Here is a 25,991-nt window from a genome sequence, read left to right as displayed (position 1 = left end):
CTAATTCTTTTTCACTCTCACTTATATGTATATAAACCTTTATGATAACGTGCAATATTCAACATATTTTTATAAATTATAACAGACGGAATATAATAAGTCATTACATTATTAGAAAAATCAACTAAGCCTAACTTAATAACGTTAGGCTAGTTGATTTAATTCTTTCATTCAGACCCCATCAACTGGATTAAATTACTGGTAAAGTCCTCATAATTTTCAGATTCACTCAAACTTCGGACATTATCTCCTTCTGATAAAACACGAATAAAATTTTCAAACATGGGACTAAAAATCGGGCGATTTTCTTTATTTACCGCAAAAATAGCGACAATATAAACTACTTTTCCATCCCAATCAATCGGTTCATCAAAAATCGCAACTGATACTGCTGTTTTAATTGCATTCATTTTTAATGCATGAGGAACAGCTACGCCATCACTAAATGCCGTTGATGATAGCTTTTCTCTAGCCAAGACTTTTTCTGTAAAACCTGACGACACATAACCAGCTTTAAATAATTGCTCTGTCATATAATAGATAGCTTTATTTTTGTGTTTAAATGACAACCCTCGATAAAAAAATTCAGGACGAAAAAATTCTTTTATATAGCCTGTCATTTTTATTTGCTTACGATTTTGTTTCACCTTACTGATTGCATCTGAAATATTCTTATAATCTTTATCAGTTAAAAAAGGATGTACTAAAACAAAATGTGCAGATACCTCTTCTGAAAAAGGCGAGATTGAAATAATTAACTCAGGCTTCATTATTTGCCAATTGGAGCTCATATCCGTTACGATTTTTTGAATATTAATTTGTTCCCGATATGTTTCTTTTATTTTCTTCAAAAGTCCTTGATGGATATCATAGTATCTTGGACACAAAATAACACAACTAACAGCATCCGATTCCTTCGTGACAGATTCTAAGTAAGCCCCTAGATGCAAGGCAATATACGCAATTTCATCCTCGTTAACTTGAATCAACAGCCGTTTTTCTAATTCACTCGCAATCGAAACAGCCACATCATAAATCAGTGGATAGGTTCGTTTCATATCCTCTCGTAATGGATTTTTGGACAACTTACTTAAATTTGAACGACTGATTAAATTTCTGACATGAATCATAAATTTAGTCGTAAAAGCTTCATCACTAAGATGAATAAAGTACATTTGACCAATATCAGCTAATACCTCTTTCACAATATCTACAGTTTGATTTCCAATATACTCCTTCAAATGCTCTGGACTCAATGATTCATAGGTAGTCAATGTTGTATTTCCAATAAAAAGTAAAAATAAATTATAAATTTCAGCATTGGAAAAAACTATTCCAAACTGTTGTGCGATTTTTTGCGTGATGTCCTTCGTCATGCGATACTCAACTGAATCTAATTCTTTCTCCTCTACAGCTTCAATCGCCTTTTCTTCCCTCATGCGCTGCAGTGTTACAGCAAAATGAAGCAAAATATTATTCAAAGAATATTGATTAATAAAATAGTCGTACTGTTCAAGAGTGTCACTGATTATTTCTTGCAAAACCAACAGATCAATATCCCCTAGTAATTGCTGAACCATTTTCCGTTGATCCATCGTTTTTTTAGACTCTTCAAAAATTAAATACGTCATTGCCTTGCGCTTTTGTGCTTCAGACCCTTTGATTTGATAATCTTCTTCTTTTGAAACTACCTGAATATCAAATTTAGTTAAACGTTTCTTAACACTTTTGATATCACGACGAATAGTCGCCTCCGAAACACATAACATTTCAGCTAAATCAAATAAATTTACCCCACCCTTAGCAGAAGAAAGAAAGGTGCGAATTAAAAAGAATTGCCGCTCTTTAACCGTTACAGGAATAGCATTAACTATTTCTTCTTGCTTTTTATTTTGGAGACGATAGGCATCTGCATCTATTTTGTATCCTTGACGGCTAGAAATAATGACCGGCTTAACTCTTTTTTGATTAATCCCATTAATTCTATTTCGTATAGTACGCTCAGTGAATTGAAAATGACTAGCAATGATTGATGCCTTTGTCCAGCCATTTTGACTGAATAAATAATGAATCAATTGATTTTCAGTAACTTTCTTCATCATTTAACTATCCCCCTTAATACACCTATAGGAAGTAGCTAGATAAGCTACCTCCTATAGACTAACCATTTACAGTATTTCACCATTAGATGCAATTACGGTTTTATACCAGTCAAAACTTTTCTTTTTCAAACGTTTCCCCGTACCTTTTCCAAAATTATCTAAATCAACATAAATGAAACCATATCGTTTTTCCATTTCGGCTGAAGAACAACTAACAATATCAATCGGTCCCCAAGCACAATAGGCAATCACTTCAACCCCGTCTTTAATAGCTTCTTTTAATTGCATCAAATGTTCACTTAGATAAGCTATGCGATAATCATCATTAATTTCGCCATTTTCTTCAACTTTATCGTACATTCCAAATCCATTTTCAGCAATCATCAAAGGGACTTGATAACGATCATAATATTGACTCAAACAATTATAAAAACCTTTTGCATCAATTGCCCAGCCCCAAGGATTTGCCTTTAAATGTGGGTTTTCCATCACATCAGTTGGATCCATTCCATTTTCCTTAGCCGAAACCGTTTGCGAGTAATAATAAGAGATAGCTAAATAATCCATTGTATTTTCACGAAGCAAGATTTCATCTGCTGGCTCCTCTTGCAAATCAAGCTGGTTTTCAGCAAAGTAGCGACGCATATAAACTGGATATGCGCCTCTAAATTGCACATCTGTAAAGAAATACTGCATTCGATTTCGCTTCATTGCTAGCATGACATCATCTGGTGCACATGAAAAAGGTGAAGCCGTACAATCTGCTAACATCGTCCCCATTTGAAATATTGGATTGATTTCACGAGCTTTTTTTACAATCAGCGCTGATGCCACAAGTTGGTTATGAATCGCCTGGTATTTAGCCTCTTCATTATTTTCAACTTGATCCTCGCAAATTGCAATCGAATTAAAAGACTCTAAATGAACTAAATTAATCTGGTTAATCACAATCCAATACTTAACCTTATCTTTGTAACGTTTTAGTAAAACTTCGCCATATTTTGCGAATAACTCAATCACTTCACGGTTGTTCCAACCACCATAATTCAAGGTAATTGCTAAAGGTGTTTCATAATGAAGCATTGTAATAATTGGCTCCATTCCCAACGCTAAACATTCGTCGATTAAACGATCATAAAATTGTAACCCTAATTCATTTGGTTCCGCATCATCCCCATTTGGAAAAATTCGCGACCAATCAATCGAAGTTCTAAACGTTGTAAAACCCATTTCAGCTAATAATTTTAAATCCTCTTTATAGGTATGATAAAAATCAATGCCATGTCGTTTTGGGTAATAACCTTCTTCATCCAACATCGCTCGTTTGACTTCCGCCAATGTCATTTCAGATTCTTGACTCGCAGTTTTAATATCTAGCTCTGGATTATATAAATGGACATCTGCCACACTCAATCCCTTGCCATCTAATCCAAATCCACCTTCAATCTGATTTGCAGCAACTGCTCCGCCCCATAAAAAACCTTTTGGAAAACCTGTCATTGTCATCGCTCCATTCCTTTTATTTTTTTGTCAGCTTTTCTACCAGTGAAACCATTTTATTCGCAATATTCCATTCTGAACTAATCGTCATCAACGTATCTTGAGCATGTGCAAATAATAATGAAAAATCATGATGGATGCCACTTGCTTCTGCCTGAATGGTTTCAGTCTGGGCTTTATGAGCTAATACTATTTCTTTCTTGGCTTCCTTTAATAACTCTTTAGCGTGGTCAAAATGTTCATCTCCAATTTCATCAAAAACCTCAAAAATAACTTGTCTTGCATTTCCAGCATGTAAAATAATTTGCATCGCGACTTGATTCATTTCGTCATTCATATTTTTTGTTCCCTTCATTAATTAATTACAGCTAATTCTTCTTCCAATTCATTTTTTACTTCTGCATTATCATAGGCTTTAAAGAATGGATACCAAATGCATAAAGATACTCCTGCTAATAGTGCAAAAAGGAAGATTCCTTTGATATCACCCGAGACTAAATACGTTGAAATCGGATACGGCAGATACCATAATTGGAATGCTTTTGCCGGAATCGAAATCCATCCTGTGCTTAATACAAGATACGTAATCGCCGGAATAATTGCGCCATTTAACCAAAAAGGAATCATCAACATTGGATTAAAAACAATTGGTGCACCATAAACAAGTGGCTCATTTATATTAAAGATAGACGGTAAAATAGTGGCTTTACCAATAGCTCGTAAACGAGTTGATTTAGCGAGAAGTAACAATATTGCCAGTATCATTGTGTAACCGACCCCACCAAATGCACACCAACCTGAATAAAACGTTTCTTGCGTGTTGATATAAACAGCATCCATGCCTTTTTCGACTAGTGCGGCATTATCCGCAATTCCTTTTAACGCAATCGGCATAAATACTGGTGTTAATACCCATGTGCTGATTCCAAATGAATACAAGAACGCCATTAAGAAGCCCATTAAAACAAATCCCCAAAAGCTTTGTCCCAACATTTGCAGGGGTTCAAAAAGAATCGCAATTAAATCAAAGACATCGATTTGGAAAATAGAATAACATAACCAGCCACTGACGATAATCACAGTAATAGGTAGTAAAGAATCAAACCAGACAATAATGAAATCTGGTAAGCTTGTTTCATCCTTATTAAAAAAAGACCATTTAGAAAATAAATTCATAATAATCGCAACAAATATTCCTACAACAATGGAGACGAACATACCAACTGCACCAAAACGTGCAAGTGTGAAAGTAATTGATCCTCCATCAGTACTCATCTCAGGGAAAATCAACAATAAGTATAAAGCTAACCCAGTTAAACCAGCTAATAGCTTCTTATCCCCTCTTTTTTTCTTTTCCATAATAAAGTAAGGCAGCAGAAACGCCACAAACATCCCCGATAAACCAAATGTAAAAGTATTAATAATAGACAAATCTGGAATAATATCTGCAATTTCATTAATCAATGAAACCATTGTTACAATCGAACTCACTAGTATAAATGGTAAAATAGCCATAACTGAGTCCTGTAATGATGCAACCCAAACATTTTTAGTAATCTTATTTACTTTAGGGGCAAAACTATTTGTCATAAAATCAATTATTTTTTGCATATCCTCATCCTCCTCGATAAAATTTTGTTGATCCGGTTAGCTCTATCAAAAGCTTGTTAAGTTCGCACAGGCTCGACTGAAGAATAGGGAAATTTGATGTGACGTTTTTTGTCACCTCGAAATTTCATCTTTCTTCCGAGAGGCTAACTCATAAAAGCTGGCCTTGACAAAAAGATAGGAAAATACACACAAAGTATTTTTTTACTTTGAGGGGATTTTATCTTCTTTTTGAAAAGTTGGCTCATAAGAACTAGACTACTTACTATCTAATAATTCTAAGGCACCTACACCATCCATCATTCCATAGACTTTCTGAGGGATAACCTTAACAAGAATCTCTCTGCCTGAACTTTCAGCTTTTTCTTTTGCCTCTTCTTCCATATAAGCTAAATGCGGTCCAATTAACAATACATCAATGGTATCCAAATGCTCATCTAACTCAGATTCACTTCTGGCTGAAATAGATACCTCTAAGCCTTTCTTTTTTGCTGCTTTCCGCATATTTGCTGCCATAAATCCACTAGAAGCTCCGCCACCACAAATTAATAAAATCGTTTTCATTTTTATTCACTCCTTTTTCTTTTCGATTTCTTACTCCTAGCATACAACCCTATGCAAAATCCTACCACTCAATAAATTTCCGCTATGTAGGAAAACGATTAGATAACAAAACAAGCTTATCACCTAATTATAGGGATAAACTTGTTTCAATTGTCTTCATTTTGTTTCATATACAACAATCATTCCAATATGACAACTAATTAAATAACTGGTTTCATTCAATAAAATGGTATGCTATACTTTTAGAGTCACCTATCTCACGAGGGACTAGTCTTAGTGAGAGGAGGTGTATGCAATGAATTTGTTTCTTGTAACGTTTATCTTGCCTTTGACTGTAGCAATACTTGCAGAGGTTTTCGGCTATTGGCTAAACCGTAAAGATAAATAAGAGGTGACAACTGTCAACACCCGTTATGTTTTTTTACTTAGTATAACAAAAACCCCCATATCGTGCGAAATATGGGGGTTTGGTGTATACAATGAATTTTTCTTATCTCAATCTTACCATGGTTAGCAATACTTTTCAAGTCAGTAACATCTTTAGAATTCTCTATCTACTGACTTCTTTATTTTCACTTTATTTAAAGTAATTCATTTGCATCTGTCAATTCAAACGTTGCTTCTGTATTCTCATTGATAAACGTAAAAGCTGCCGGTTCATTTTTCAATTCAATCACAATCATAAAATTATCAGGATTGACCATATTAAAAGTAAATTTAGTTGTTTCTTTTTGACGTTGTAAAAATTCAATGATTTCATTAGCTGTCATTTGATTCATGGAAATCCCACCTTTCAATTAATAAAACGCTTCCTTTTATGCTCTTTAATATAGCATACTTTTCACTAAAAATCATAGTTTTTTGTTTGTTTCGTTACGCACAAATACATATAACGACAAATAAAGTTCTAGATTAATCCTAATCTAAAACTTTACTTAACTTGACTCAGCAGTATTAAATACTTACCTACGCTCACCATAAATTACATCCAAACAAAATGCACAGGGTTCATCCCCAACTCTTCTTGAGCCATAGAAGACATTACAAACATGAAAGCCATCTTCATATAGCTTTTCTAAATTCATGCGAGATTTTGTCATTTCTGGTTCGACTACCTCTTCATCAATTCGTTTCTGTTTTTCTATATCATCTAAACGATCTCTTAAATGTTGGTTTTCAATCTGTAGCACCGCATTTTCTTCAACTAACTCTTCTACACCTTTTTTTAACGCTGTAATTTGGTGTAAAGTAGCATCAGTATCCAATTCTAACTTGGTGAAGCTATCATATAAAGTTCTTTTATCCATCGGTCCTCACCTACTCTTTTATATGAAATCGTTCTGAGAAAGTAACACAATGTACCTTCTTTACATATTAGCAGTTGCTTCATTTAATTCTTCTAAAGTATACTCTAAGGGCGTTTCTTTCCCATTCAAGCGCACTTTAATAATTCGGCTCAATAAGTTTAAGCCAATAACTGTTCCTTCACCATCTGGTGTTACTACCTTTTTCCCATAGTCTGGCAACTCACGTTTAGCTGCTTCGTATTCATCATTTTCATACTTTAAGCAACACATTAAACGGCCACATAAGCCTGAAATTTTCGTTGGGTTTAACGATAAATTTTGATCTTTAGCCATTTTAATAGATACCGGCATAAAGTCTCCTAAGAAAGTTGAACAGCACAGCATACGTCCACACGGTCCAATTCCACCAAGTAATTTAGCTTCATCCCTAACACCAATTTGGCGTAATTCAATCCGTGTTTTAAACACACTAGCTAAATCCTTAACTAACTCTCGAAAATCAACTCGACCTTCTGCACTAAAATTAAAGATCATCTTGCTACGATCAAAAGTATATTCTACATTAATCAGTTTCATTTCCAACTGATGATGAGTTATTTTTTCTGTCGCAATATCGTAAGCCTTAGCTGCATCGATTTTATTTTGCTCTTCCTTTTGGAAATCTTTTTCAGTAGCAATACTGTTAATTTCCTTGAGAGGATGAATTAAATCTTCTTCTAAAACTTCTTTTTTATCTATCACAACATTGCCCATTTCGATGCTATGTTGCGTTTCTACAACCACTTGGTCGCCAACGTGACATTCCCAACTACCAGGAGAAAAGTAATAAATTGTGCCAGCATGTTTAAATCTAACACCAATTACTGTTTTCATGAATCGTCCCTCACTCCAGCTTTATTCTGTCTAAATAGAATTTCTCATTAATAAAAGAACCATTTGTTCAAAAACACCTTGCGCTGAAACATTACTTTCTAGTTTTTTTCGACTAAATAAAATCGTTTCAATCGCTGCTGTTACATCTTTCCCTCGACTTCTTGCCAGAAAATCTTGTAGTATCTTTTGATGTTGAGGATAAGCTAACTGATCAACTGAACCATACAAAAGCATCAGTGCATCGCGATAAGCTAACAACAACAATTCAAAAGCCAGCATTTGTTGTTCTCTTTCCTTAAAATGAGGCATAACGTCTGTTTGAACAAAAATAAAAGCTTGTTTTTCATTTTGAGAAATTAACTGAAACCATTTCCAGATAATATCCCTAGCTTCATTAAACCATTCATTGCGATTCATTTCAACTGCTGATTCCAAACTATTGGTCAAATGTACTAATAAAGCGCCCTGTTTTTCACTAATTTCTAATTTTTTTAATTCAGTTAATAACATTCGTTTAGAAAGTGGTGAAAAATGAACAAGTTGGCAACGGGATAAAATAGTCGGTAAAATTTTTTGTTTAGCCGTTGTTAATAAAAAAGCCACGACTGTTCCTTCAGGTTCTTCTAAAAATTTTAGTAAACTATTGGCTGCTCCAACTGTCATTTTTTCAACATCTTCAACAATAAAAACTTTTTGACGGCCTTCAACACCACTTTTAGAAAATTCGGTTTTTAATTCTCTAACTTGATCGACTTTAATAGAAAGGCCATCTGGAGCAAGCTCAGTAACGTCTGGGTGTTGGTGTTCCAAAATTCTAGTACAATTTTGGCACTTCCCACAAGGTAGACCATCTTCAGGTTCTAAGCAAAAAATAGCTTGCGACAACCAAATAGCCATTTCCTTCTTACCAACACCTGGTACGCCCTCAAAAAGGTAAGCATGAGCAAGTTGCCCATGCTGTAAGTTTTTTTTGAAGCGATTAAAAAGTTGCGGTTGTAACCATTCTAAATTGTTTTCGTTATCCATCTTAGTCCCCTTATCTTCTAAAATTGATGGAATTGTTCTACCGGCATAACAAATACTGTTGCACCACCAACTTGGACTTCAATTGGATAAGGCATATGTGTATCCATAGAAACGTCTAGGCTAATTGGCGGAGTCATAAATTGTTCTCTTGCTTGACAGGTTTCACGAATAATATCTAAAACTTCTTGAATCCGTTCATCTTCAATCCCAACAATAAACGTTGTATTCCCTGATTTCAAGAACCCACCTGTTGTAGAGAGTTTTGTTGCTCTTACACCTGCATCAACAAATTCATTTGAAAGACGTGCGCTATCTTTATCTTGAACAATCGCTAATAGTAATTTCATTTTATTCAACCTCTTTCAATTTTAATTTTTCTGTAATTAACGTATAACAAGCTGCTACAACTTCTGAAATAGACCCACTAGCATCAATCATTTTAATTCTTTTTGGATTTTCACTAGCTAGTTTCAGATAAGCTGTTCGAACTTTTTCATGAAATTCAATTTTTTCTTGATCCAATCGATCAAACTGACGACTATCCTTATTACGTGTAATTCGTTCGATTCCAACACTTGCCTCAACATCTAAATAGAGCGTTAGGTCCGGTTCCAAGCCTTCTGTAGCAAATAGATTCATCTCTCTTACAGCTTCAACTCCGATGTCTCTACCAGCACCTTGATAGGCTAGAGAGCTATCTACAAAACGATCACACATTAATAAAGCACCACTTTCTAAGGCGGGTTTTATTTTTTCAATCAAATGTTGTCTCCGTGCTGCGGCATAAAGTAAAGCTTCTGTCCGAATATCCATTTCCGTATTGACTGGATTCAAGATTAATTCTCTAATTTCCTCTGCAATTCGACTACCACCAGGTTCCCTAGTTGCAATAACATCCATTTGCACTGTTGCTTCCAGTAATGGCAACAACTCCTTTAAGACACTTGTTTTCCCAGCACCGTCTGGACCTTCAATTGTTATAAAAATACCATCCACTTTACCGTACCCCTTATCATCACTTATTCTACTATTCATTATACTTTATCTAGTGCCAACCGTCTAATCAAAAAATTTAAGGTACCAAAAAAACTGATTTTATTCGGATAAAAAGCTCTTTGAATCCCCTAAATCAAACAAAAAAACAAATCCCCATAAAGTAGTTCTTTACTTTGAGGGGAATTCATCTTTTTCAAAAATCAGATTTAACAGACCTAGTCTAATAAGCTAGAATTATCAACAAAAAACGCCATTCTTGGTGCTAGCAATTTAAACATAATTTAAGTCTCAACAAGTCCGCGCTTATATAGAAATAAAATCGCTAGTGCAATGAGAATCACACCCATAAAAGCAGGAGCTGCATGACCTAGTATAATATAGATTTGACCTCCAATAATCGGTCCAACAATTCTTGCTAAAGCTTGAATTGATTGACTACCGCCTTGGATTCTCCCTTGTTCACTAGCATCAACAGATTTAGATAACATTCCATTAAATGATGGACCAAAAATTGAATCCCCAAATCCAAAAACAAACATTCCAATAATAAAAAATGGATAAAATGAAAACAAAGCTGAGCCTGCAATCAAGCTATACCCGATAATTTCAGCTGTCATTCCAATAATTGCAATTTGCTTGTCCGTATATTTCAATAAAAGTTTAGGCATGATTAACCCTTGTGAAAGAATATCTTGGATGCCTATAATTGAAAACATCAATCCAATTATAGCTGGTTTCCAATTAAAATTATCAATTGTAAATTGTGAAAAAACAGCCTGTAATGAGCCATTTGGTAACCACAATAAGAAAGCTGATATCAACAACCATTTTAAATTTTTCATTGATAAAATAGTAATTAGTTGTGTAAATGGATTCAATCTTACTATTGGAATAGCTACAATTCGATCTTTTTTATCTAAACTCTCAGGCATATAGATAAATCCATATACAACGTTGATTACTGTAATTAATGCTCCAAAATACAGCGGCAATGAGTAATCAAACCTAGCCAGTAAACCACCCAATGCTGGGCCAATAGCCGTTCCAACTCCAACTACAGCACTAATCCATCCAAAATATTTGGTTCTTTGCTGAGCAGGAATGATATCAGAAAAATAAGCAAAAATCGTACTAATACTTCCACCTGTCACTCCTTCAACAATACGTCCAGTGAATAAAACCCATAGAGCTCCACCTATTCCAAAAATTAGGTAGCCAATAGCCGAGCCGAGAAGACAAATTATTAAAACTGGTCGACGACCATATCTATCGCTTAGTACTCCGATTCCAGGAGCAACAAAAAAGACACAGACTGCATAAACAGATGTAAGTAACGTAACAATAATAGTTTGATTTTGAGGGCTATTTACATAAGGGTGCACTAAAAATGGAACAACCGGCATAATGATACTAAAACCAACCCCACAAAGGAAAGCTGAAATAAGACCAAAGGCTAACGCATGCTTGTCTATTCTTTTTTCTGAATTTTGATCATTATTTTCTTTAAATTTTGACATTGAATTTCTCCTTAATTAGTTAAATATTGTTTCTTAGTCAACAATATAATAACTAATTTTAGTTTCCTTGTCAACAAAAATACAGCCCGCTCAATAAAATTGGGCTGTATTCTTTTATTCTGATTTAGTATTCAGCGTTACTTTCTTTATTTCTTTATCTAGATGCTGACTGTACAATTCGACAAACTGTAGCATGCTATTAAATTGTTCATCAGTTACCTGCTCAAAAACAACTTTATCTCGTTCGCTGAATTCATTATGCAACTTTTCATGAATATCATATGCTTCTCGCCCTTTTTCTGTCAGCCTAAAGTAAATTTCTTTCTTATTATCGGACTTTTGATAGCTCTCAATCAGCTCTTTTTTTATCAGCTTCTTCGTTAGCTTGCTGATAGCACCTCTCGTCATATAAAAAGAGTCAGCTAATTTAGTCACATTAGAGTCTTTATTTTTTTCGATGTACTCCATACAATGAACTTCAGAGGACGTATAGCCTTTCAAACTGTCTTCCATCTTCCTTCGATTTAACCAGCTCATTTTATCATATAACTCTCTAAATCCTACTTTAATTTGTTCTTCTTTATTCATGAGCACACCTCCTACTTCATTACTCTATTATAATTAACTATTGTTTCCATTTCAACAATAGAAAATCAGACAATAAATAAAGACAGATTGCACCTACTATATCAGGTGCAATCTGCCTTTAACCTTTAATTAATAAGAAAACCCTTCGTCAGCTAAATAGCCTTCTGCTGCTTCTTTGGTTTTAAAAATTGCTTCTAAACCACCATGTGACATATAAATTGACCACATGCCATTGCCATATTTCAATGTCAATTGATCATTGTGATCATCATGCCACTCTTCTTCGTAGCCTTCTTCATAACCATCTTCTGTTTTTTTCAAATATTCAATGGCTTGTTGAACATACTTATGAATAGTTCCCGCGTCTTCATCACGAATCGAAATATACCCTTTATTAGTGTCCTCATCAGGTAAATACCCTGCATAAATAAAGGCATTACCGCTTTTAGGATGTAGAAACTTAACAACTATCGTTTTTGCAACTGCACTATCTTCAAAATGGTAATTTAAGCGTTCCATCGAAACTTCATGTACCGTTAATTCATCATATTCATCAAAAATTGCTTTTTTTTCTTCAAATGATAACATTATATCATCCTTTCCCTAGTTACCTGTTCCAATTATAACAGGATTCTCTTGGAATTACTCATTAAAAAAAATTTCTTTTGAACCCACCAACTTAATATAAATTTTCACGGTAAATGCGAATATTTAATAAACCTTCTTGGCAGGTAATTTCAGCTGAGTCTACTAACATTCCCACTAAGCTATAATCCTCTTGTTCCCTGTGCATGCCCATTAAATGTTCGTAGTAGTCATCCATTTCTGGTTGCCTTTTTACTTCCAATAATGTTTTTAAATTTTCTAGATTACCAGGTTTGCGCGGGACAAGTCCTTCTAACTCTAACCAAATGCCTTCTCCATTTACTGTTAAATTCATTTGGGTTTCTTCGCAGCCGTTTTCCAAAAAGTACCCTACTAATTCCTGCAAAATTTTTTGCGCTGTTTCTCGCTCTTCATTCATGCTTTTTTCTCCTTTTTTAAATTTAAGATAGCATCATAAATTGGAACCAAAATTGCGGCTGTAAAGCCACCAGAAAAACCATTATTATATAAATTCATACCACCATGCAAATAGCCGATATTCATCACTAATGCCATATGCAAAAAGCCTGCTACGACTCCTGCAAAGCTGCCATAGTAACCACTAATCGGAGCTAATGTTGTTCCAAATAAAGCTGCTAATAAAGCATTTGTTGAATTAGGTTGGTAAATATTAAAAATTGCGGCTAAATAAACGCCAATAAAAATTGGGATGCTATTACGCGGATGTTTCCCGAAAGCACTAAATCCCATAATTGTTAGAATTCCACCAATAACTGGCCCATTTAGCTCTCCACCAACTAACAAAACATAAGATGTTGCTACAATTCCTTGCAAACCCATATTGATTAATGTTGTCCCAAATCCTTCTAGTAAGAAAAAATCAGTAACCAACTTTCCAGAATGTTTCAACAACTTGGGATAACCACCAATACTCATACCGTTATAGTAGAAACCCAATCCAAAAAAAACAAAACAAAAACCAATAATTACGATTGATAAACTCAGATTGTTTCCACTAGAAAGGATTGAGACACTCTCAATTTCATGACCAAACATGCGGCTAATAGCTGTAATAAACATACCAATAATGCCAGAAGTAAACCCGATATTATATAAACTGAATCCTTTGTGAAAGCTTAAAAAATGGCTCGATAAAGGCGGCAAAATTAGACCTATGCCAATCCCAATTAAATAGCCTAAAGCAATTCCTTTCCAAGGCTCTAATCCCATTCCAAAAGCAAACTCACTAACTACAGGTCCCAATGCTGTTCCAAATAAACTAATTAAAACAAAGTGTGAAAATGGACGCCGCTCGAACTTGGCATATAACATAACCCCTAATGTGATTGGAATTGAGTTAAATAAATTTTTCCCAAATAAAGAGAAACCACAGACAGTCAAAATCCCTGCCACTAACGGTCCTGAAATCGTGATTTTTTGGGAACGCACCATCAAAACGCTCAATAACGTTAACAATCCACTATTAAAAAAAGCTGCCCCAATTGACGTCAGTTCCATATAATCTGTTAACAGTTTCCCTGATGATCTCATAATCACTTTCATTCCATCAAAAATTTCGATAGGCGATTGGAACAAAAAAGCAATTGCCATTAACGCTAAGCTGAAGCTGACTAATAAATAGTACTTACTATCTTCAGTTATTTGTGGTTGCATTACCTTGTTAGTAACTTCATCCCTAGTTACTTCCAATGTAGTTTCACTATTCTTTTTTTCTAACTTTCCTTTCATATCTTCCTCCTATTTTTCTTCCAAATAAACCTGTATTTCACCTTGCTCTGTTAATCCAACCACTCTTGCTCCTTGGCTCAACCAACCTGCTAACTGAGTGATATGCTCTTGTTGAATTTTTTCACCCTTTAACGCTAAAGGAACTCCTGGTGGATAAGGCGTAATATTCTCTGCTGCTATTCGGCCGATACTTGTTCGCCACATTATTTTCTCAAACGTCAATCCCACTTGCGCAGCATAGGTTAACTCTAGTTCACTCAGTCTTGAATAATGACCATTCACAATAAAATTATTTCTTTTCTCGCTACTCTTTTCTAAACCTAACTGACACTTATCAAACTCTGAAAAAGCACCCAAATCTTGGTTCTCTTTTATTAGCGGGAAATTTAGAACGATTTTTTCATGATCTACTAGTTCTGGAAATAAACCAGATTTCTCTAGTTTTTTTCCTAATTCTATTCCGGTCAACCCTTGATACCTCAAAATTAATTTAAGAGGATCTGCACTTATTTCAGCATTCAATCCTTGCTCTTCAAAAAAACATTTCCAATTTTTTACAAGTACAAGACTGGCCTCCAAATCAGCTGCTGTTAAACTGGCTAAAAACCAACGTGCATATTCCAAAGATAGCATAAGTAAGTACGAAGGACTACTAGACTGAAGCATATGTAAATAATGCTCCACTTTACTCTTTTGTTCCTCAGTAAGATTATTCCCAATATGCAAATAAGCCGATTGGGTTAATGCTGGCAACATTTTATGTGCTGATTGTACTACAATATCAGCTCCCAAAAATAAGGCTGACTTTGGAAAGCTGGCGTTTTGTTCTCCTAATATAAAATGCGCGCCATGAGCTTCGTCAACTAAAGTTAAACAATTATGTGCTTTGGCTAAATCAAGTAGCTCTTCAATTGGATAAATAGCTCCTGCATACGTTGGATACGTCAAAATCAACGCTTTTACTTCTGGATAGGCCAATAAAGCTTTTTGTAAAGTGGCAAGTGAGATACCTACTGGTGATTGATGTTTAGACTCGATTTCAGGCGCTAAAAAAATAGGACGTAATTCATTTAACTCCAAACCATGAATAATTGATTGATGGACATTACGATCAACAAATACTCGGTCACCTTTTTGCGTTGTGCCTAAAATCATAGCTAAGTTCCCAACAGTTGAGCCATTAACTAAATAATAACTTTGTTGACTCTGATAGAAGTTCGTTAACAAATCTTGACTCTTTTTAATTGCTCCTTCTGCTTCATGTAAATAGTCTAACCCCGTCACTTCCGTTTGATCAAACGGTAGAATACCTCTGAATGCCGCCATATCCTCTAGCCAGTTTAATCCATTTTTATGTCCTGGCACATGAAAAGAAATTTTTTCCTGTTTGTGGTGTTTTTTTAAGGCGTCAAAAAGAGGCCGCTGTTTCTGATCGAAGTTTTTTTTCTCTCCCATCACCCTGGCCTCCATTCTTTCTATCATCAAAACATGAGAACTGGATTTTCTAGACTCAGTCCAGAAGGCACTCGCTATTCTTCTGAACTTTACTCTCATGTTTATCTTACTTTAGTACTTTTTAATTTTCTAATCCGAGCTTCTTTAAATAGATAAAAATACTTAGCTTCAGCTAATTTTGTTTGAGCAAACAAAAGACCGTCTTTGTCAAAAACAGAATCTTCAATATCTTTTTTATACTCCCACTCATCTTTTGTTTTATACATTAACTCAAGTAAGGATTCATCGTATTCTTTTCTTAATAAGCCTTTTTTATTTTTTCCAAATAACATTTTCATCCCCACCTTCTTAAAGTTCTCTACGCCCTTCAACTGCTTTAAGTAATGTAATTTCATCTGCGTATTCAATATCGCTTCCCACTGAAAGACCATGGGCTAGACGTGTAACCTTAATTCCAGCTGGTTTAATTAAACGAGATAAATACATCGCTGTTGCTTCGCCTTCAGCAGTCGCATTAGTGGCGATAATGACTTCATTAATTTCATCAGATTGCAATCGTTTAATCAAGCTAGGAATATTAATATCTTCCGGACCTGTCCCTTCAATAGGTGATAAAACGCCATGTAAAACATGATATAAACCGTGATATTCTCGCATTTTTTCTAAAGAAATAACATCTTTAGGATCTTCTACAACTAGTACAACACTACGGTCACGAGTCGTATCCTTACAAATCTCACAAGGATCTTCTTCTGTAATATTTCCGCAAATCGAACAATAATGTAAGTCGCGCTTGGCGCTAATCAACGCTTTCGCAAAATCCGTCACATCTTCTTCCTTCATATCAATGGTGAAAAAAGCTAAACGAGCCGCTGTTTTTGCACCAATACCTGGTAATTTTTGATAACTATCAATTAATTTTGAAATGGGTTCTGGATAATGCATTTTCTTTTCCTCACATTCATTTAGTCAAAAGAAAGCTGGGACAAAAAGCCCCAGCTTAATCTTTTTATCTAAATAATTCAAAGATTACCTCTCGAATTATTTAATTAGAAGCCTGGGATTCCTTTAGTGAATTTACCCATTGTTGCTTGTGTTTCATTATCGACTTTATCTAAAGCTATATTTGTTGCCATTAAAATTAAATCTTGCAACATATCAATATCATCTGGATCAACTGCTTCTGGTTTAATCACAATATCTTTCATTTTTTTATCGCCAGTCATTGTTACAGTAACTAAATCGCTACTTGCTGAACCAATAAATTCTTTTTCATTTAGGGCCTCTTGAGTTTCAGCCATTTCTTTTTGCATTTTTTGCATTTGTTTCATCATACCTTGCATATTTCCCATTCCACGCATCTTAAAATCTTCCTCTCATTGGTTAGTATATCTTATTTTAACGAAAAATCTCGTTAAAGTCACTTTTATTGCTAGTTCTTAAGAATAAAAAAACTTTTTAATCATTCACAACTTCAACAATTGATTCACCAAATAGCTCTAAGGCTTCGCTTACAACTGAATTATCGGTTTTGGACTCATCTGGTGGTGGAGCTAAATCATCAAGTCCATCAAATGGTGAAGCTTCGACTCGTTGCTCTGTCTCTTGACTAACTTGATGGTTCGTAGGCACATTTTGCTGTTGATTATCTCCTGCTGCTTGATTAGCTTGAATCGAATTTTTTGAACCTTCACTCTTATTTTGTGTAACTGTATCTGGTTTATTTTGACTTAAATACTGCGTTCTGATAGTTGGCCATTGTTCACTTGGTACACAAATCATTTTAGGTGTATGCCCGATTAAACGACGCATATATTCACTGACTGCTTCAATTAATTCAGTATCGTTGGTTGCTTTTTGACATAAAATATCATATTCAAATGAAACAATCAAACCGTTTGGACTTGCTGCTACTGGTGTAGAAGCCTTCATAATCGCCCGTTGTGTAACAGAAAGCATGTTCAATAAATCAGGCCATAGATCACGGAGTTGGACTAAATTATCTTTAGTTGCTTCTTTTAGCACACTATAAATTCCGGTAGTATTCGGTTTGAACTGTCCACCAACAACTTTTTTCTGAACTTTAGCAGGAGCTGTCTTAGATGCTCCACCAGAAAAACCTTGCTCTTTCATTTCTTGGAGTTGCTTCTTCAATGCTGCCAATTCTGATTCTAAATAAGCAGTATTGGCATTCCCAGAAGACTCTTGTACTCGATCTACTTGTTGAGTTGGTACTTCCTTAATTACAGCTGGTGCTTCATTCCGAAGCTGGGTCATTTTAACAGTCGCTACTTCCAAATAGATATCCGGATGATTACTAAAACGCATCTCTCCTTGCGTTTCATTTAAAATCGTAATGACACTATACAACGTTTTAGCAGGAATTTTTTGGCTTAACTCTTTGAATCCATTATCGGCACTTGCTTCTTCTAATAAATCAAGCATTTCTGGAGCTTGTTGATAGACAAGCAAATCTCGACTGAATAGAATTAAGTCTTCTACAAAACGAGCAGCATCTTTACCTTCAGCTAAAATACTTTGGAGGATAGACAGTCCTTTTTCAGTATTATTCATTACAATAGCATCAAAGTAACTTAGTAGTAATTCTTGCGTCAAACTACCTGTAACACTCATGGCATTCGCTACTGTCACCATATCATCTCCGTAAGAAATAACTTGGTCTAAAATACTTAATGCGTCCCGCATGCCACCTTCAGCGACTCTAGCAATCACAGGCAATGCTGCATCTTCAAATCCAATTTTTTCTTGATTTAAAATATAAACCATGCGCGCACAAATATCTTTCACCGAAATACGTTTAAAATCAAAACGCTGTGTTCGTGAGATAATTGTTAATGGAATTTTATGTGGTTCTGTCGTAGCTAAAATAAAAATAACATTTTTAGGAGGTTCTTCTAATGTTTTTAATAGCGCGTTAAATGCACCTGTTGATAACATATGAACTTCATCAATGATGTAGACTTTATAGTCCGCGCTTGTAGGAGCATACTTAGCCTTATCTCGAATATCACGTATTTCCTCAACACCATTATTACTTGCTGCATCAATTTCAATAACGTCGTTTAATTGACCAGATGTAATGGCTTTACACGTCTCACATTCATTACAAGGTTCGCCATCTTCTAAAAACTGACAATTAATCGCCTTTGCAAAAATCTTAGCGGCACTGGTTTTACCAGTTCCACGTGGACCGGTGAATAGATAAGCATGACTAGATTTGCCTTGTATCAAAGCATTTCTAAGAGTCTGTGTAATTGCTTGTTGACCAGCAATATCTTGAAAACGTTGAGGGCGCCATACCCGATAAAGTGCTTGATAACTCATCTATTTCCCTCTTTCTTGTTCATATAGTTTCTACCTATTATTATACTTTATTTAGGCTTATATTTCATTAGGAAAGAGCCATTTAATTTTAATCTGGTCTCTTCTCGTATACATATTCCTATTGAATCAAAAAAATTACATATTTTTACCCCAATTTTCAAAAAAATAAACACAGTTTTTAAATTTATTTCATGGTATCATTTAGCTATTACTTATAGAAGGAGAAGAAAATGATGAAAAACAAAAAAATTTTAGTTGGGGTACTCTTTATGAGTCTCTTAGTATTAGCTAGTTGTGGACCACAAAAAGGAGCTTCTGTAGAAAGTTCCAACATAGAAAACAAGTCTGAAAAAAAAGAAGAACATTTGGATTACAAAAATCAAGCAGAGTGGGATTTTGAAGTTGGTGATGCTCAGTCGCCAATAAATATCGAAACTAGCACTGCCGTTCCCATGGTAGATGCTGGAGAAATCACCATCAACTACAATGATCTTGTAATTGACGAAGTTGATAATGGACATAGTATCCAAATTGATGACACTGGTACGGCAGTCATTAATGGACGGAATTTTGATTTAAACCAATTCCATTTTCATGCTAAAAGTGAACATACCATCAACTCAGAATATTTTCCACTTGAAGCACACTTTGTTAATAAAGCTCAAAACGGTCGCTTAGCGGTACTAGCCGTTTTATTCAAAGAAGGTCAAGCCAATCCAGCTTTTGAAACCATTTTACAAAATATTAAAAAAGGTGAAAAAGCTACCGTTTCTGATCCAATTAATACTAGTCAACTTTTCCCAACTGACTTTAGCTACTATCATTATTTAGGTTCACTAACAACTCCACCGCTAAGTGAAAATGTTGAATGGTACGTGATGGAGCATCCTGTAGAAGTTTCTAAAGAACAATTAAAAACATTTAACACCTATTACGATGGAAACAATCGTGAAATCCAGCCATTAAATGAGCGTATAATTCTAAAACACGAGAATCAATAAAAAATTTAAGAAAAAAGAATCTAATCAAATTGATTAGATTCTTTTTTCTCTATGTACATACAGCACATGGCGAAATCAACTTAGTGCTGCTTCCTTCCGGATCTGACACGATTCGTAGACTCACCATTGCCATACGGCCTTGCGGCAATTTCTATTCTACCGTACATCTATAATAAAAGCTAGTCTTTTTTTCAATAAAAATGGAGCTAAATAAGTCAACCTCTAAAAATAGCCGTAGCCAACGCATGCTGATTAAAATGTGGTAAAATAAAAGTTAGTTTGAATACAACTACTAACCAAGGAGTGATATGATGAAAATAGGCTTTATTGGAACAGGAAATATGGCACGAGCCATTATTAAAGGCATCATTGAAAGCAAACAATTACCTAATGAAAATATTTTTGTCTTTAATAGGGATTCAGATAAGACCACTAGTTTTGCTATTGAAACAAATACACACCCTTGTACTTCTAGTCAAAAACTTGCAGAATCTGTGGATGTGCTTGTTTTAGCTGTTAAGCCAGGAGTAATTCCTACAGTTTTAAAAGAACTGCACACGACATTTTTAAAACATCAACCTTTGTTGGTATCGATAGCAGCAGGCACAACGATTGCTTCCCTTGAAGACACTCTTGAATCTATGCAAAAACATCCTATCATCCGTGTAATGCCAAATTTAAATGCGTTGATTGGTAAAGGGATGGCAGCAGTATGCAGTAATCAATTTGCTTCAAAACAACAAATTAGCTTCGTTTTAGATTTATTTAATTCAATTGGGATAGCGATTGAACTAGAGGAGCATCATTTCAGTACCTTTACTGCTATCGCAGGGAGTTCGCCAGCTTATACATTTTTATTTATCGACTCACTTGCTCGAGGAGCCGTTAAAAATGGGATGCCAAAAAATTTAGCCACTAAAATTGCAACTCAAGCAGTCCTTGGCAGTGCCGAAATGCTTTTAGCCAGCGACAAATCTCCTTGGGATCTAATTGATCAAGTTTCGTCTCCAGGTGGGACAACTGTTGCTGGACTGGTTGCCCTCGAAGACGAAGCATTTATATCAACAGTCATTAAGGGTGTGGATGCGACAATAAAAAGAGATCACGAGTTAATGAACGACTAAAAAGTTACCCACAGACTTAGAATAAATTCTTCTAAGTCTGTGGGCATCTTTTTTAATTTATCGTTTATCCACAGCTATTTTGTGGTATTTATTTCATCTGTCGCTATTTTTTGTTTTGTTTTTTCTATTTTTTTCCTTTTTCGCAATTCTCTGAAAAAATCACTTAGGAGTTTTCCACATTCTTCTTCTAAGATTCCTTTTTCCACAGCAACTTGATGATTAAATCGAGTATCTGTTAATAAGTTTAATAGAGTTCCTGCTGTTCCACCTTTAGGATCTGCTGCTCCATAATAAACGGCCTTCATTCGAGACATAATAAGCGCGCCACTACACATTGGGCAAGGCTCCAAAGTCACGAACAAACTAGCCTCCTCTAAGCGCCAACTCTCCATTACCTGATTTGCTTCTCGAATAGCAATCATTTCAGCATGGGTTGTTGCATCGTTCGTTTCTTCACGACGATTATGACCTCTAGCAATGATTTTTCCATCTAAAACGATGACTGCTCCAATCGGTACTTCCAACTTATCCCCAGCTTTTTTAGCTTCTACGATAGCTTCTCGCATAAATTTTTCTTTTTCCACATGTGTATACATTAGTCAATTCCTTCTTTATTTTTCTATATCATACCATATTCAGCTTCTTTTTTTGTCAATTAATGGTAAAATAAAGACAACTCTTAAGACTTTAATTCGTGTTTTGTCTATAGAGATGACTATACGAAAGGGGCGATTTAATTGGATTTCCAACAACTTAAAACAATCTATCCAACCGCTAAATTATCCGATACTCGTCAGCTTGATACAGCGCTCTTAAATTTTCCCTACTCTAATCAATGGATACAAATTGAAAGCCAAGACTTATCCACATCCGAAATAAAACTACTTAATCAACTGTTTAAGTATTCTGAAACAGCGGCTAACTCGCTCAATACACACTTTTGGTATCAATTTTTATGGGAAAATAAACAGATATCCACAACTAAGCACGGTGACTATCGAGTGATTCAATTTGAAATTGTTCATCCTTCTCAAAATGAAAACGCTACTTCTTGGTTAGAAGCTTTTCAAAATATTTTTGAAGGCTGTGAAGATGCCTTTTTCATTAGTGAAAATTACGGAATTATCATCGAAGAAAAGCAAAAAACTGAACTAAGTACTAAAGAAATAGTAGGCGTCCTTCAAGCCTTAGAAGATGATTTTTCTATAAAATCCATTTGCTATATTGGGCAATATTGGACTATAACTCCATCTTTTCCAAGTTTATTTAATGAAGAGTATACCATTTTTCAAAAACAAAAAGGGCAAAATAAAGGTTTAGCAGTCCTCTCTTTATCTCAACTAGCCCTTTCCCACTATATCAAATCTGCTCTGGAAGAGAGCGAATTACTTAGTGAACTCAAGAAAATATTCTCTGATCAAGCGGAGTGGAGAGAATTAGTCAAAGCCCTTTGGGAAACGCAAGGGAATATTTCAATGGCTGCCAAAAGCCTCTATGTGCATAGAAATACCTTGCAATATCGTATAGATCGGTTCAATGAAGCAACTGGCTTTTCTTTAAAAGATAAAGACGATTTAATGTTGTGCTACCTTTTATTACTTTAATATTTTAGTTATCCACAAATTTTGCAAAAAAAAGCACCAGACTCCAATAACTTAGGAGCTGATGCTTTTTTTAATTAATTTTCAAACTTTTCTTTAACGGTATCTTTGTAACCATGTAATGTGCTTTTGAATTCTTCAGCAGCATCTTTCAAGTTATCCCCATACACGTTAATACGTCCTTTTAAGCTATTAACTTTATCCACAATTTGTAGCAGGTTTGTAATTTCTTCGTCAGATAAATGGTCAACAACTTCTAATGCATCATTGTTACCATTTAACTTTTCTTTAATAAAATCTTTCGCACGTTTGCGGTTCATAAAACTTTCGATCTTCTTAACAGCTTTTTCTGATGATGAAACGATAATTGTTCCAACAACGACTGTAGCTCCTAATCCAATTAATAATCCTTTAGTTGCGTTTTTCATTCTATTCACATTCCCTTCAAATTAATAACAATCTACTCTTTTATAGTAACATAGTTTAAAAAAATTCCCTAATAAAAACAATTTTGCTTAAGAAGTTAAACTTTATTTCACTTCAACTGTCTCAGGTTTTGCTTTTTTTTTCAATTCTTTAACTTGAATGTTAATTTTACCTTTAGCAGCACCAATTGTCACATGGTCTCCAATTTTAACTGTTTTATTTAGTAATTCTTCACTCAAACGATCTTCAACTTCTTTTTGTAAGGCTCTACGTAATGGACGAGCTCCATACTCTGGATCAAATCCAGCTTTAGCAATTACTTCAATAGCTGCTGGAGTAATTTTCACATGGATATCTAGATCTTTTAGGCGTTTGACAATAATTGCTGCCATCAGCTTAACAATTTCATTTAATTCATTTTTTTCTAAACTGTGGAAAACAATAGTTTCATCAATTCGATTAATAAATTCAGGTCTAAACGTATTTTTCAATTCTTCCAGAATACGTTTTTCCATTGCTTTATGATCTTTTTTCGTATCTTTCGTACTAAATCCAACTGATTTTTCATCTCTTAATGATGTTGCGCCAAGGTTTGAAGTCATAATTAAAATTGTATTTTTAAAATCGACTTTGCGACCCTTAGCATCTGTTAAATGTCCATCATCTAGAACCTGTAACAGAATGTTAAAGACATCTGGATGAGCTTTTTCAACTTCATCCAATAGAACAACTGAATATGGTTTTTGACGAATTTTTTCAGTCAATTGTCCACCTTCATCATATCCAACATAGCCTGGTGGGGAACCTATTAAACGACTTGTACTATATTTTTCCATGTATTCAGACATATCTACACGAATCAACGCATCTTCACTGCCAAACATTGATTCAGCTAAAGCTTTGGCTAATTCCGTTTTCCCTACACCTGTAGGTCCTAAAAACATAAATGAGCCTATTGGTCTGTTAGGATCTTTCAAACCGCTTCTAGCACGTCTCATTGCTCTAGACACTGCACTTACAGCATCTTCTTGTCCAACAACCCGACTATGCAATACTTTTTCTAAATTCAGTAAACGTTCACTTTCTTTTTGTTCCATTTGTTGCACTGGAATTCCAGTCCAAAGAGAGACAACCTCAGCAACATCAAACTCGGTTACTTGTAATTTGGATGCAGAATGTTGTTTTCCTTCTTTGACAATCAAGGTTTCTATTTTTTTCTTTTGACGCATTTCTTTCGTCCGAATAGCGGCAGCTTTTTCAAAATCTTGCATTTGAATAGCCAGTTCTTTATCATTTACAAGTTGATCTAATTCTGCAACTGCTACAGCAACTGGAGTTGGTTTATCAGAAACATCTAACCGAACTTTAGCAGCTGATTCATCAATTAAATCAATTGCTTTATCTGGCAATTGTCGAGATGTAATGTAGCGAGTTGAAAATTGGACAGCAGCATGGATAGCTTCGTCTGTAATTTCCACACCATGATGTTCCTCATACCGTGAACGAAGACCTAAAAGAATTTCCTCAGCCTCTTCCGGAGTTGGTTCATCAACAGTAATAGGCGCAAAACGTCTTTCTAATGCAGCATCTTTTTCAATATATTTTTGATATTCATCTAAAGTCGTAGCACCAATGGTTTGTAACTCACCACGGGCTAAGGCAGGTTTTAGAATGTTTGAAGCATCAATAGCGCCTTCAGCTCCACCTGCACCAATTAGGGTGTGTAATTCATCAATAAATAAAATGACTTGGCCATCTTGATAGATTTCTTCAATAACTTTTTTCATTCTATCTTCAAATTCACCACGATACTTAGTACCAGCTACCATAGATCCCATATCTAGCATCATCAAACGTTTTTTAGCCATATCTTTGGGTACTTCACCATTGATAATCTTTTGCGCTAAACCTTCTGCAATAGCTGTTTTACCAACTCCTGGTTCACCTACTAAAACTGGATTATTTTTAGTTCGGCGGCTCAAAACTTGAATTAAGCGGTGAACTTCTTTATGCCGACCCACAACTGGATCCATTTTACCCTCTTTAGCAAGTGCTGTTAAATCTCGTGCTAATGAATCTAACGTAGGAGTTCCACCTGTTGCTTGTTTAGGTGATTGACGACCGCGTCTTGCTCCTTTAGTCCCGTTAACGTCGGAGACACCGATTTTCTTCAATAATAGTTGGCGCGTTTTATTTAAACTAACATCTAGATTACTTAAAATTTTTGAAGAAAGGATTTCTTCTTCGCGTAATAAACCTAATAACAAATGCTCCGTTCCAACCAAAGGTGCACCCAAGCGTCTAGCCTCATCGGTTGCAAATGTAATCACTTGTTTCGCACGAGGAGAGTACGGTAGCAAAGCATTTTTAGGAACATTTTTCATGGTGCCGTAACCTGTGAAATGTTCAATTTCTTCACGGACATCTTGTTCGTTTACGGCAAATTGTCGTAATGTTTTCCCAGCCATCCCATCTTGTTCAACAACTAGAGCTAATAAAATATGCTCTGTGCCAACTGAATGATGACGGAAATTTTTAGCCTCTTCTTGGGCAAGTATTAAAACTAGCTTAGCTTTTTCAGTGAATAATTCATCCATAAATCG

The 25,991-nt window shown here is 35.1% G+C and carries 27 protein-coding genes and 1 other RNA gene; 3 read left to right on the top strand and 25 right to left on the bottom strand.

The genetic code is table 11. From position 1 onward, the window contains the following. Positions 1 to 167: 167 nt before the first annotated feature. From MHI00_RS01620 to dnaX, 21 genes are all read right to left on the bottom strand, one after another. A complete protein-coding gene (locus MHI00_RS01620; protein WP_015077650.1) occupies positions 168 to 2,102 on the bottom strand; it encodes a BglG family transcription antiterminator in 1,935 nt (644 codons plus the stop codon). A gap of 66 nt (positions 2,103 to 2,168) precedes the next feature. Then, positions 2,169 to 3,602, bottom strand: coding sequence for a glycoside hydrolase family 1 protein (locus tag MHI00_RS01615; protein ID WP_341110455.1), 1,434 nt, complete (start codon positions 3,600 to 3,602; stop codon positions 2,169 to 2,171). A 19-nt stretch (positions 3,603 to 3,621) separates the two neighbouring features. Then, on the bottom strand, positions 3,622 to 3,939 hold the full coding sequence (locus MHI00_RS01610; RefSeq protein WP_016356659.1) for a PTS lactose/cellobiose transporter subunit IIA: 318 nt from the start codon (positions 3,937 to 3,939) through the stop codon (positions 3,622 to 3,624). Positions 3,940 to 3,956: 17 nt separating this feature from the next. Next, positions 3,957 to 5,213 carry a PTS sugar transporter subunit IIC gene (locus MHI00_RS01605; protein WP_332629115.1) on the bottom strand — a complete coding sequence of 419 codons (1,257 nt, stop codon included), beginning with the start codon at positions 5,211 to 5,213 and terminating at the stop codon, positions 3,957 to 3,959. A 255-nt stretch (positions 5,214 to 5,468) separates the two neighbouring features. Next, positions 5,469 to 5,774, bottom strand: coding sequence for a PTS sugar transporter subunit IIB (locus MHI00_RS01600; RefSeq protein ID WP_341110444.1), 306 nt, complete (start codon positions 5,772 to 5,774; stop codon positions 5,469 to 5,471). 581 nt (positions 5,775 to 6,355) lie between these two features. Beyond that, on the bottom strand, positions 6,356 to 6,553 hold the full coding sequence (locus MHI00_RS01595) for a hypothetical protein (protein ID WP_010053490.1): 198 nt from the start codon (positions 6,551 to 6,553) through the stop codon (positions 6,356 to 6,358). Positions 6,554 to 6,736: 183 nt separating this feature from the next. Beyond that, a complete protein-coding gene (locus tag MHI00_RS01590; RefSeq protein ID WP_010053489.1) occupies positions 6,737 to 7,081 on the bottom strand; it encodes an initiation-control protein YabA in 345 nt (114 codons plus the stop codon). A 60-nt stretch (positions 7,082 to 7,141) separates the two neighbouring features. Then, positions 7,142 to 7,954 (bottom strand): PSP1 domain-containing protein, encoded by an 813-nt coding sequence (locus tag MHI00_RS01585; RefSeq protein WP_010053486.1) that lies wholly within the window; start codon positions 7,952 to 7,954, stop codon positions 7,142 to 7,144. A 30-nt stretch (positions 7,955 to 7,984) separates the two neighbouring features. Continuing rightward, positions 7,985 to 8,980 (bottom strand): DNA polymerase III subunit delta', encoded by a 996-nt coding sequence (gene holB, locus MHI00_RS01580; RefSeq protein WP_010053485.1) that lies wholly within the window; start codon positions 8,978 to 8,980, stop codon positions 7,985 to 7,987. 17 nt (positions 8,981 to 8,997) lie between these two features. Next, entirely contained in the window at positions 8,998 to 9,327 is a 330-nt protein-coding gene (locus MHI00_RS01575) for a cyclic-di-AMP receptor (protein WP_010053484.1), read from the bottom strand. Position 9,328: 1 nt separating this feature from the next. Next, a complete protein-coding gene (tmk, locus tag MHI00_RS01570) occupies positions 9,329 to 9,976 on the bottom strand; it encodes a dTMP kinase (protein ID WP_010053483.1) in 648 nt (215 codons plus the stop codon). A 281-nt stretch (positions 9,977 to 10,257) separates the two neighbouring features. Next, positions 10,258 to 11,493, bottom strand: a complete 1,236-nt coding sequence (locus tag MHI00_RS01565; protein WP_341110441.1) for an MFS transporter — start codon at positions 11,491 to 11,493, stop codon at positions 10,258 to 10,260. A 114-nt stretch (positions 11,494 to 11,607) separates the two neighbouring features. Next, positions 11,608 to 12,081, bottom strand: coding sequence for a MarR family transcriptional regulator (locus MHI00_RS01560; RefSeq protein WP_341110439.1), 474 nt, complete (start codon positions 12,079 to 12,081; stop codon positions 11,608 to 11,610). A gap of 129 nt (positions 12,082 to 12,210) precedes the next feature. Next, positions 12,211 to 12,669 carry a hypothetical protein gene (locus tag MHI00_RS01555; RefSeq protein WP_010053475.1) on the bottom strand — a complete coding sequence of 153 codons (459 nt, stop codon included), beginning with the start codon at positions 12,667 to 12,669 and terminating at the stop codon, positions 12,211 to 12,213. Positions 12,670 to 12,760: 91 nt separating this feature from the next. Continuing rightward, positions 12,761 to 13,105, bottom strand: coding sequence for a hypothetical protein (locus MHI00_RS01550; protein WP_010053472.1), 345 nt, complete (start codon positions 13,103 to 13,105; stop codon positions 12,761 to 12,763). Further along, on the bottom strand, positions 13,102 to 14,436 hold the full coding sequence (locus MHI00_RS01545) for a DUF1576 domain-containing protein (RefSeq protein WP_287429575.1): 1,335 nt from the start codon (positions 14,434 to 14,436) through the stop codon (positions 13,102 to 13,104). Before MHI00_RS01545 ends, MHI00_RS01550 begins: the two co-directional genes overlap by 4 nt. Positions 14,437 to 14,445: 9 nt before the next feature. Beyond that, complete coding sequence (locus MHI00_RS01540; protein WP_341110437.1) at positions 14,446 to 15,891, bottom strand: aminotransferase class I/II-fold pyridoxal phosphate-dependent enzyme; 1,446 nt, start codon at positions 15,889 to 15,891, stop codon at positions 14,446 to 14,448. A 101-nt stretch (positions 15,892 to 15,992) separates the two neighbouring features. After that, a complete protein-coding gene (locus MHI00_RS01535; protein WP_010053463.1) occupies positions 15,993 to 16,223 on the bottom strand; it encodes a YaaL family protein in 231 nt (76 codons plus the stop codon). A gap of 16 nt (positions 16,224 to 16,239) precedes the next feature. Then, a complete protein-coding gene (recR, locus tag MHI00_RS01530; RefSeq protein ID WP_010053460.1) occupies positions 16,240 to 16,836 on the bottom strand; it encodes a recombination mediator RecR in 597 nt (198 codons plus the stop codon). Positions 16,837 to 16,940: 104 nt separating this feature from the next. Further along, positions 16,941 to 17,252 (bottom strand): YbaB/EbfC family nucleoid-associated protein, encoded by a 312-nt coding sequence (locus MHI00_RS01525; protein WP_010053459.1) that lies wholly within the window; start codon positions 17,250 to 17,252, stop codon positions 16,941 to 16,943. Between the two features lie 97 nt (positions 17,253 to 17,349). After that, complete coding sequence (dnaX, locus tag MHI00_RS01520; RefSeq protein ID WP_229252167.1) at positions 17,350 to 19,236, bottom strand: DNA polymerase III subunit gamma/tau; 1,887 nt, start codon at positions 19,234 to 19,236, stop codon at positions 17,350 to 17,352. 233 nt (positions 19,237 to 19,469) lie between these two features. On the opposite strand from dnaX, the gene MHI00_RS01515 reads away from it, so the two are divergent. Beyond that, a complete protein-coding gene (locus MHI00_RS01515) occupies positions 19,470 to 20,237 on the top strand; it encodes a carbonic anhydrase (RefSeq protein ID WP_341110423.1) in 768 nt (255 codons plus the stop codon). 51 nt (positions 20,238 to 20,288) lie between these two features. Here MHI00_RS01515 and ffs read toward each other — a convergent pair. Continuing rightward, positions 20,289 to 20,375, bottom strand: an RNA gene (ffs, locus tag MHI00_RS01510) — signal recognition particle sRNA small type. Between the two features lie 173 nt (positions 20,376 to 20,548). Here ffs and proC point away from each other — a divergent pair. Then, the gene (gene proC, locus MHI00_RS01505) at positions 20,549 to 21,361 is read left to right on the top strand and encodes a pyrroline-5-carboxylate reductase (RefSeq protein ID WP_341110420.1); all 813 of its coding nucleotides are present in this window, start codon (positions 20,549 to 20,551) and stop codon (positions 21,359 to 21,361) included. A 74-nt stretch (positions 21,362 to 21,435) separates the two neighbouring features. Here proC and tadA read toward each other — a convergent pair whose 3' ends face one another. Then, a complete protein-coding gene (tadA, locus tag MHI00_RS01500) occupies positions 21,436 to 21,957 on the bottom strand; it encodes a tRNA adenosine(34) deaminase TadA (protein WP_317946650.1) in 522 nt (173 codons plus the stop codon). 141 nt (positions 21,958 to 22,098) lie between these two features. On the opposite strand from tadA, the gene MHI00_RS01495 reads away from it, so the two are divergent. Continuing rightward, positions 22,099 to 22,965: a helix-turn-helix domain-containing protein gene (locus MHI00_RS01495; protein WP_010049713.1), complete on the top strand. Its 867-nt coding sequence runs from the start codon at positions 22,099 to 22,101 to the stop codon at positions 22,963 to 22,965. A gap of 74 nt (positions 22,966 to 23,039) precedes the next feature. On the opposite strand, the gene MHI00_RS01490 is transcribed toward MHI00_RS01495, so the two are convergent. Continuing rightward, complete coding sequence (locus tag MHI00_RS01490; RefSeq protein WP_010049709.1) at positions 23,040 to 23,390, bottom strand: hypothetical protein; 351 nt, start codon at positions 23,388 to 23,390, stop codon at positions 23,040 to 23,042. 102 nt (positions 23,391 to 23,492) lie between these two features. Then, on the bottom strand, positions 23,493 to 25,985 hold the full coding sequence (locus MHI00_RS01485) for an ATP-dependent Clp protease ATP-binding subunit (protein WP_187958636.1): 2,493 nt from the start codon (positions 25,983 to 25,985) through the stop codon (positions 23,493 to 23,495). Positions 25,986 to 25,991: the final 6 nt, after the last annotated feature.

The organism is Carnobacterium sp. FSL E2-0243, assembly GCF_038003605.1.
Taxonomy (GTDB): Bacteria; Bacillota; Bacilli; order Lactobacillales; family Carnobacteriaceae; genus Carnobacterium; species Carnobacterium maltaromaticum.
Note: the sequence above shows the minus strand (reverse complement) of the source record. Positions and strands in the feature narration are given on the sequence as shown.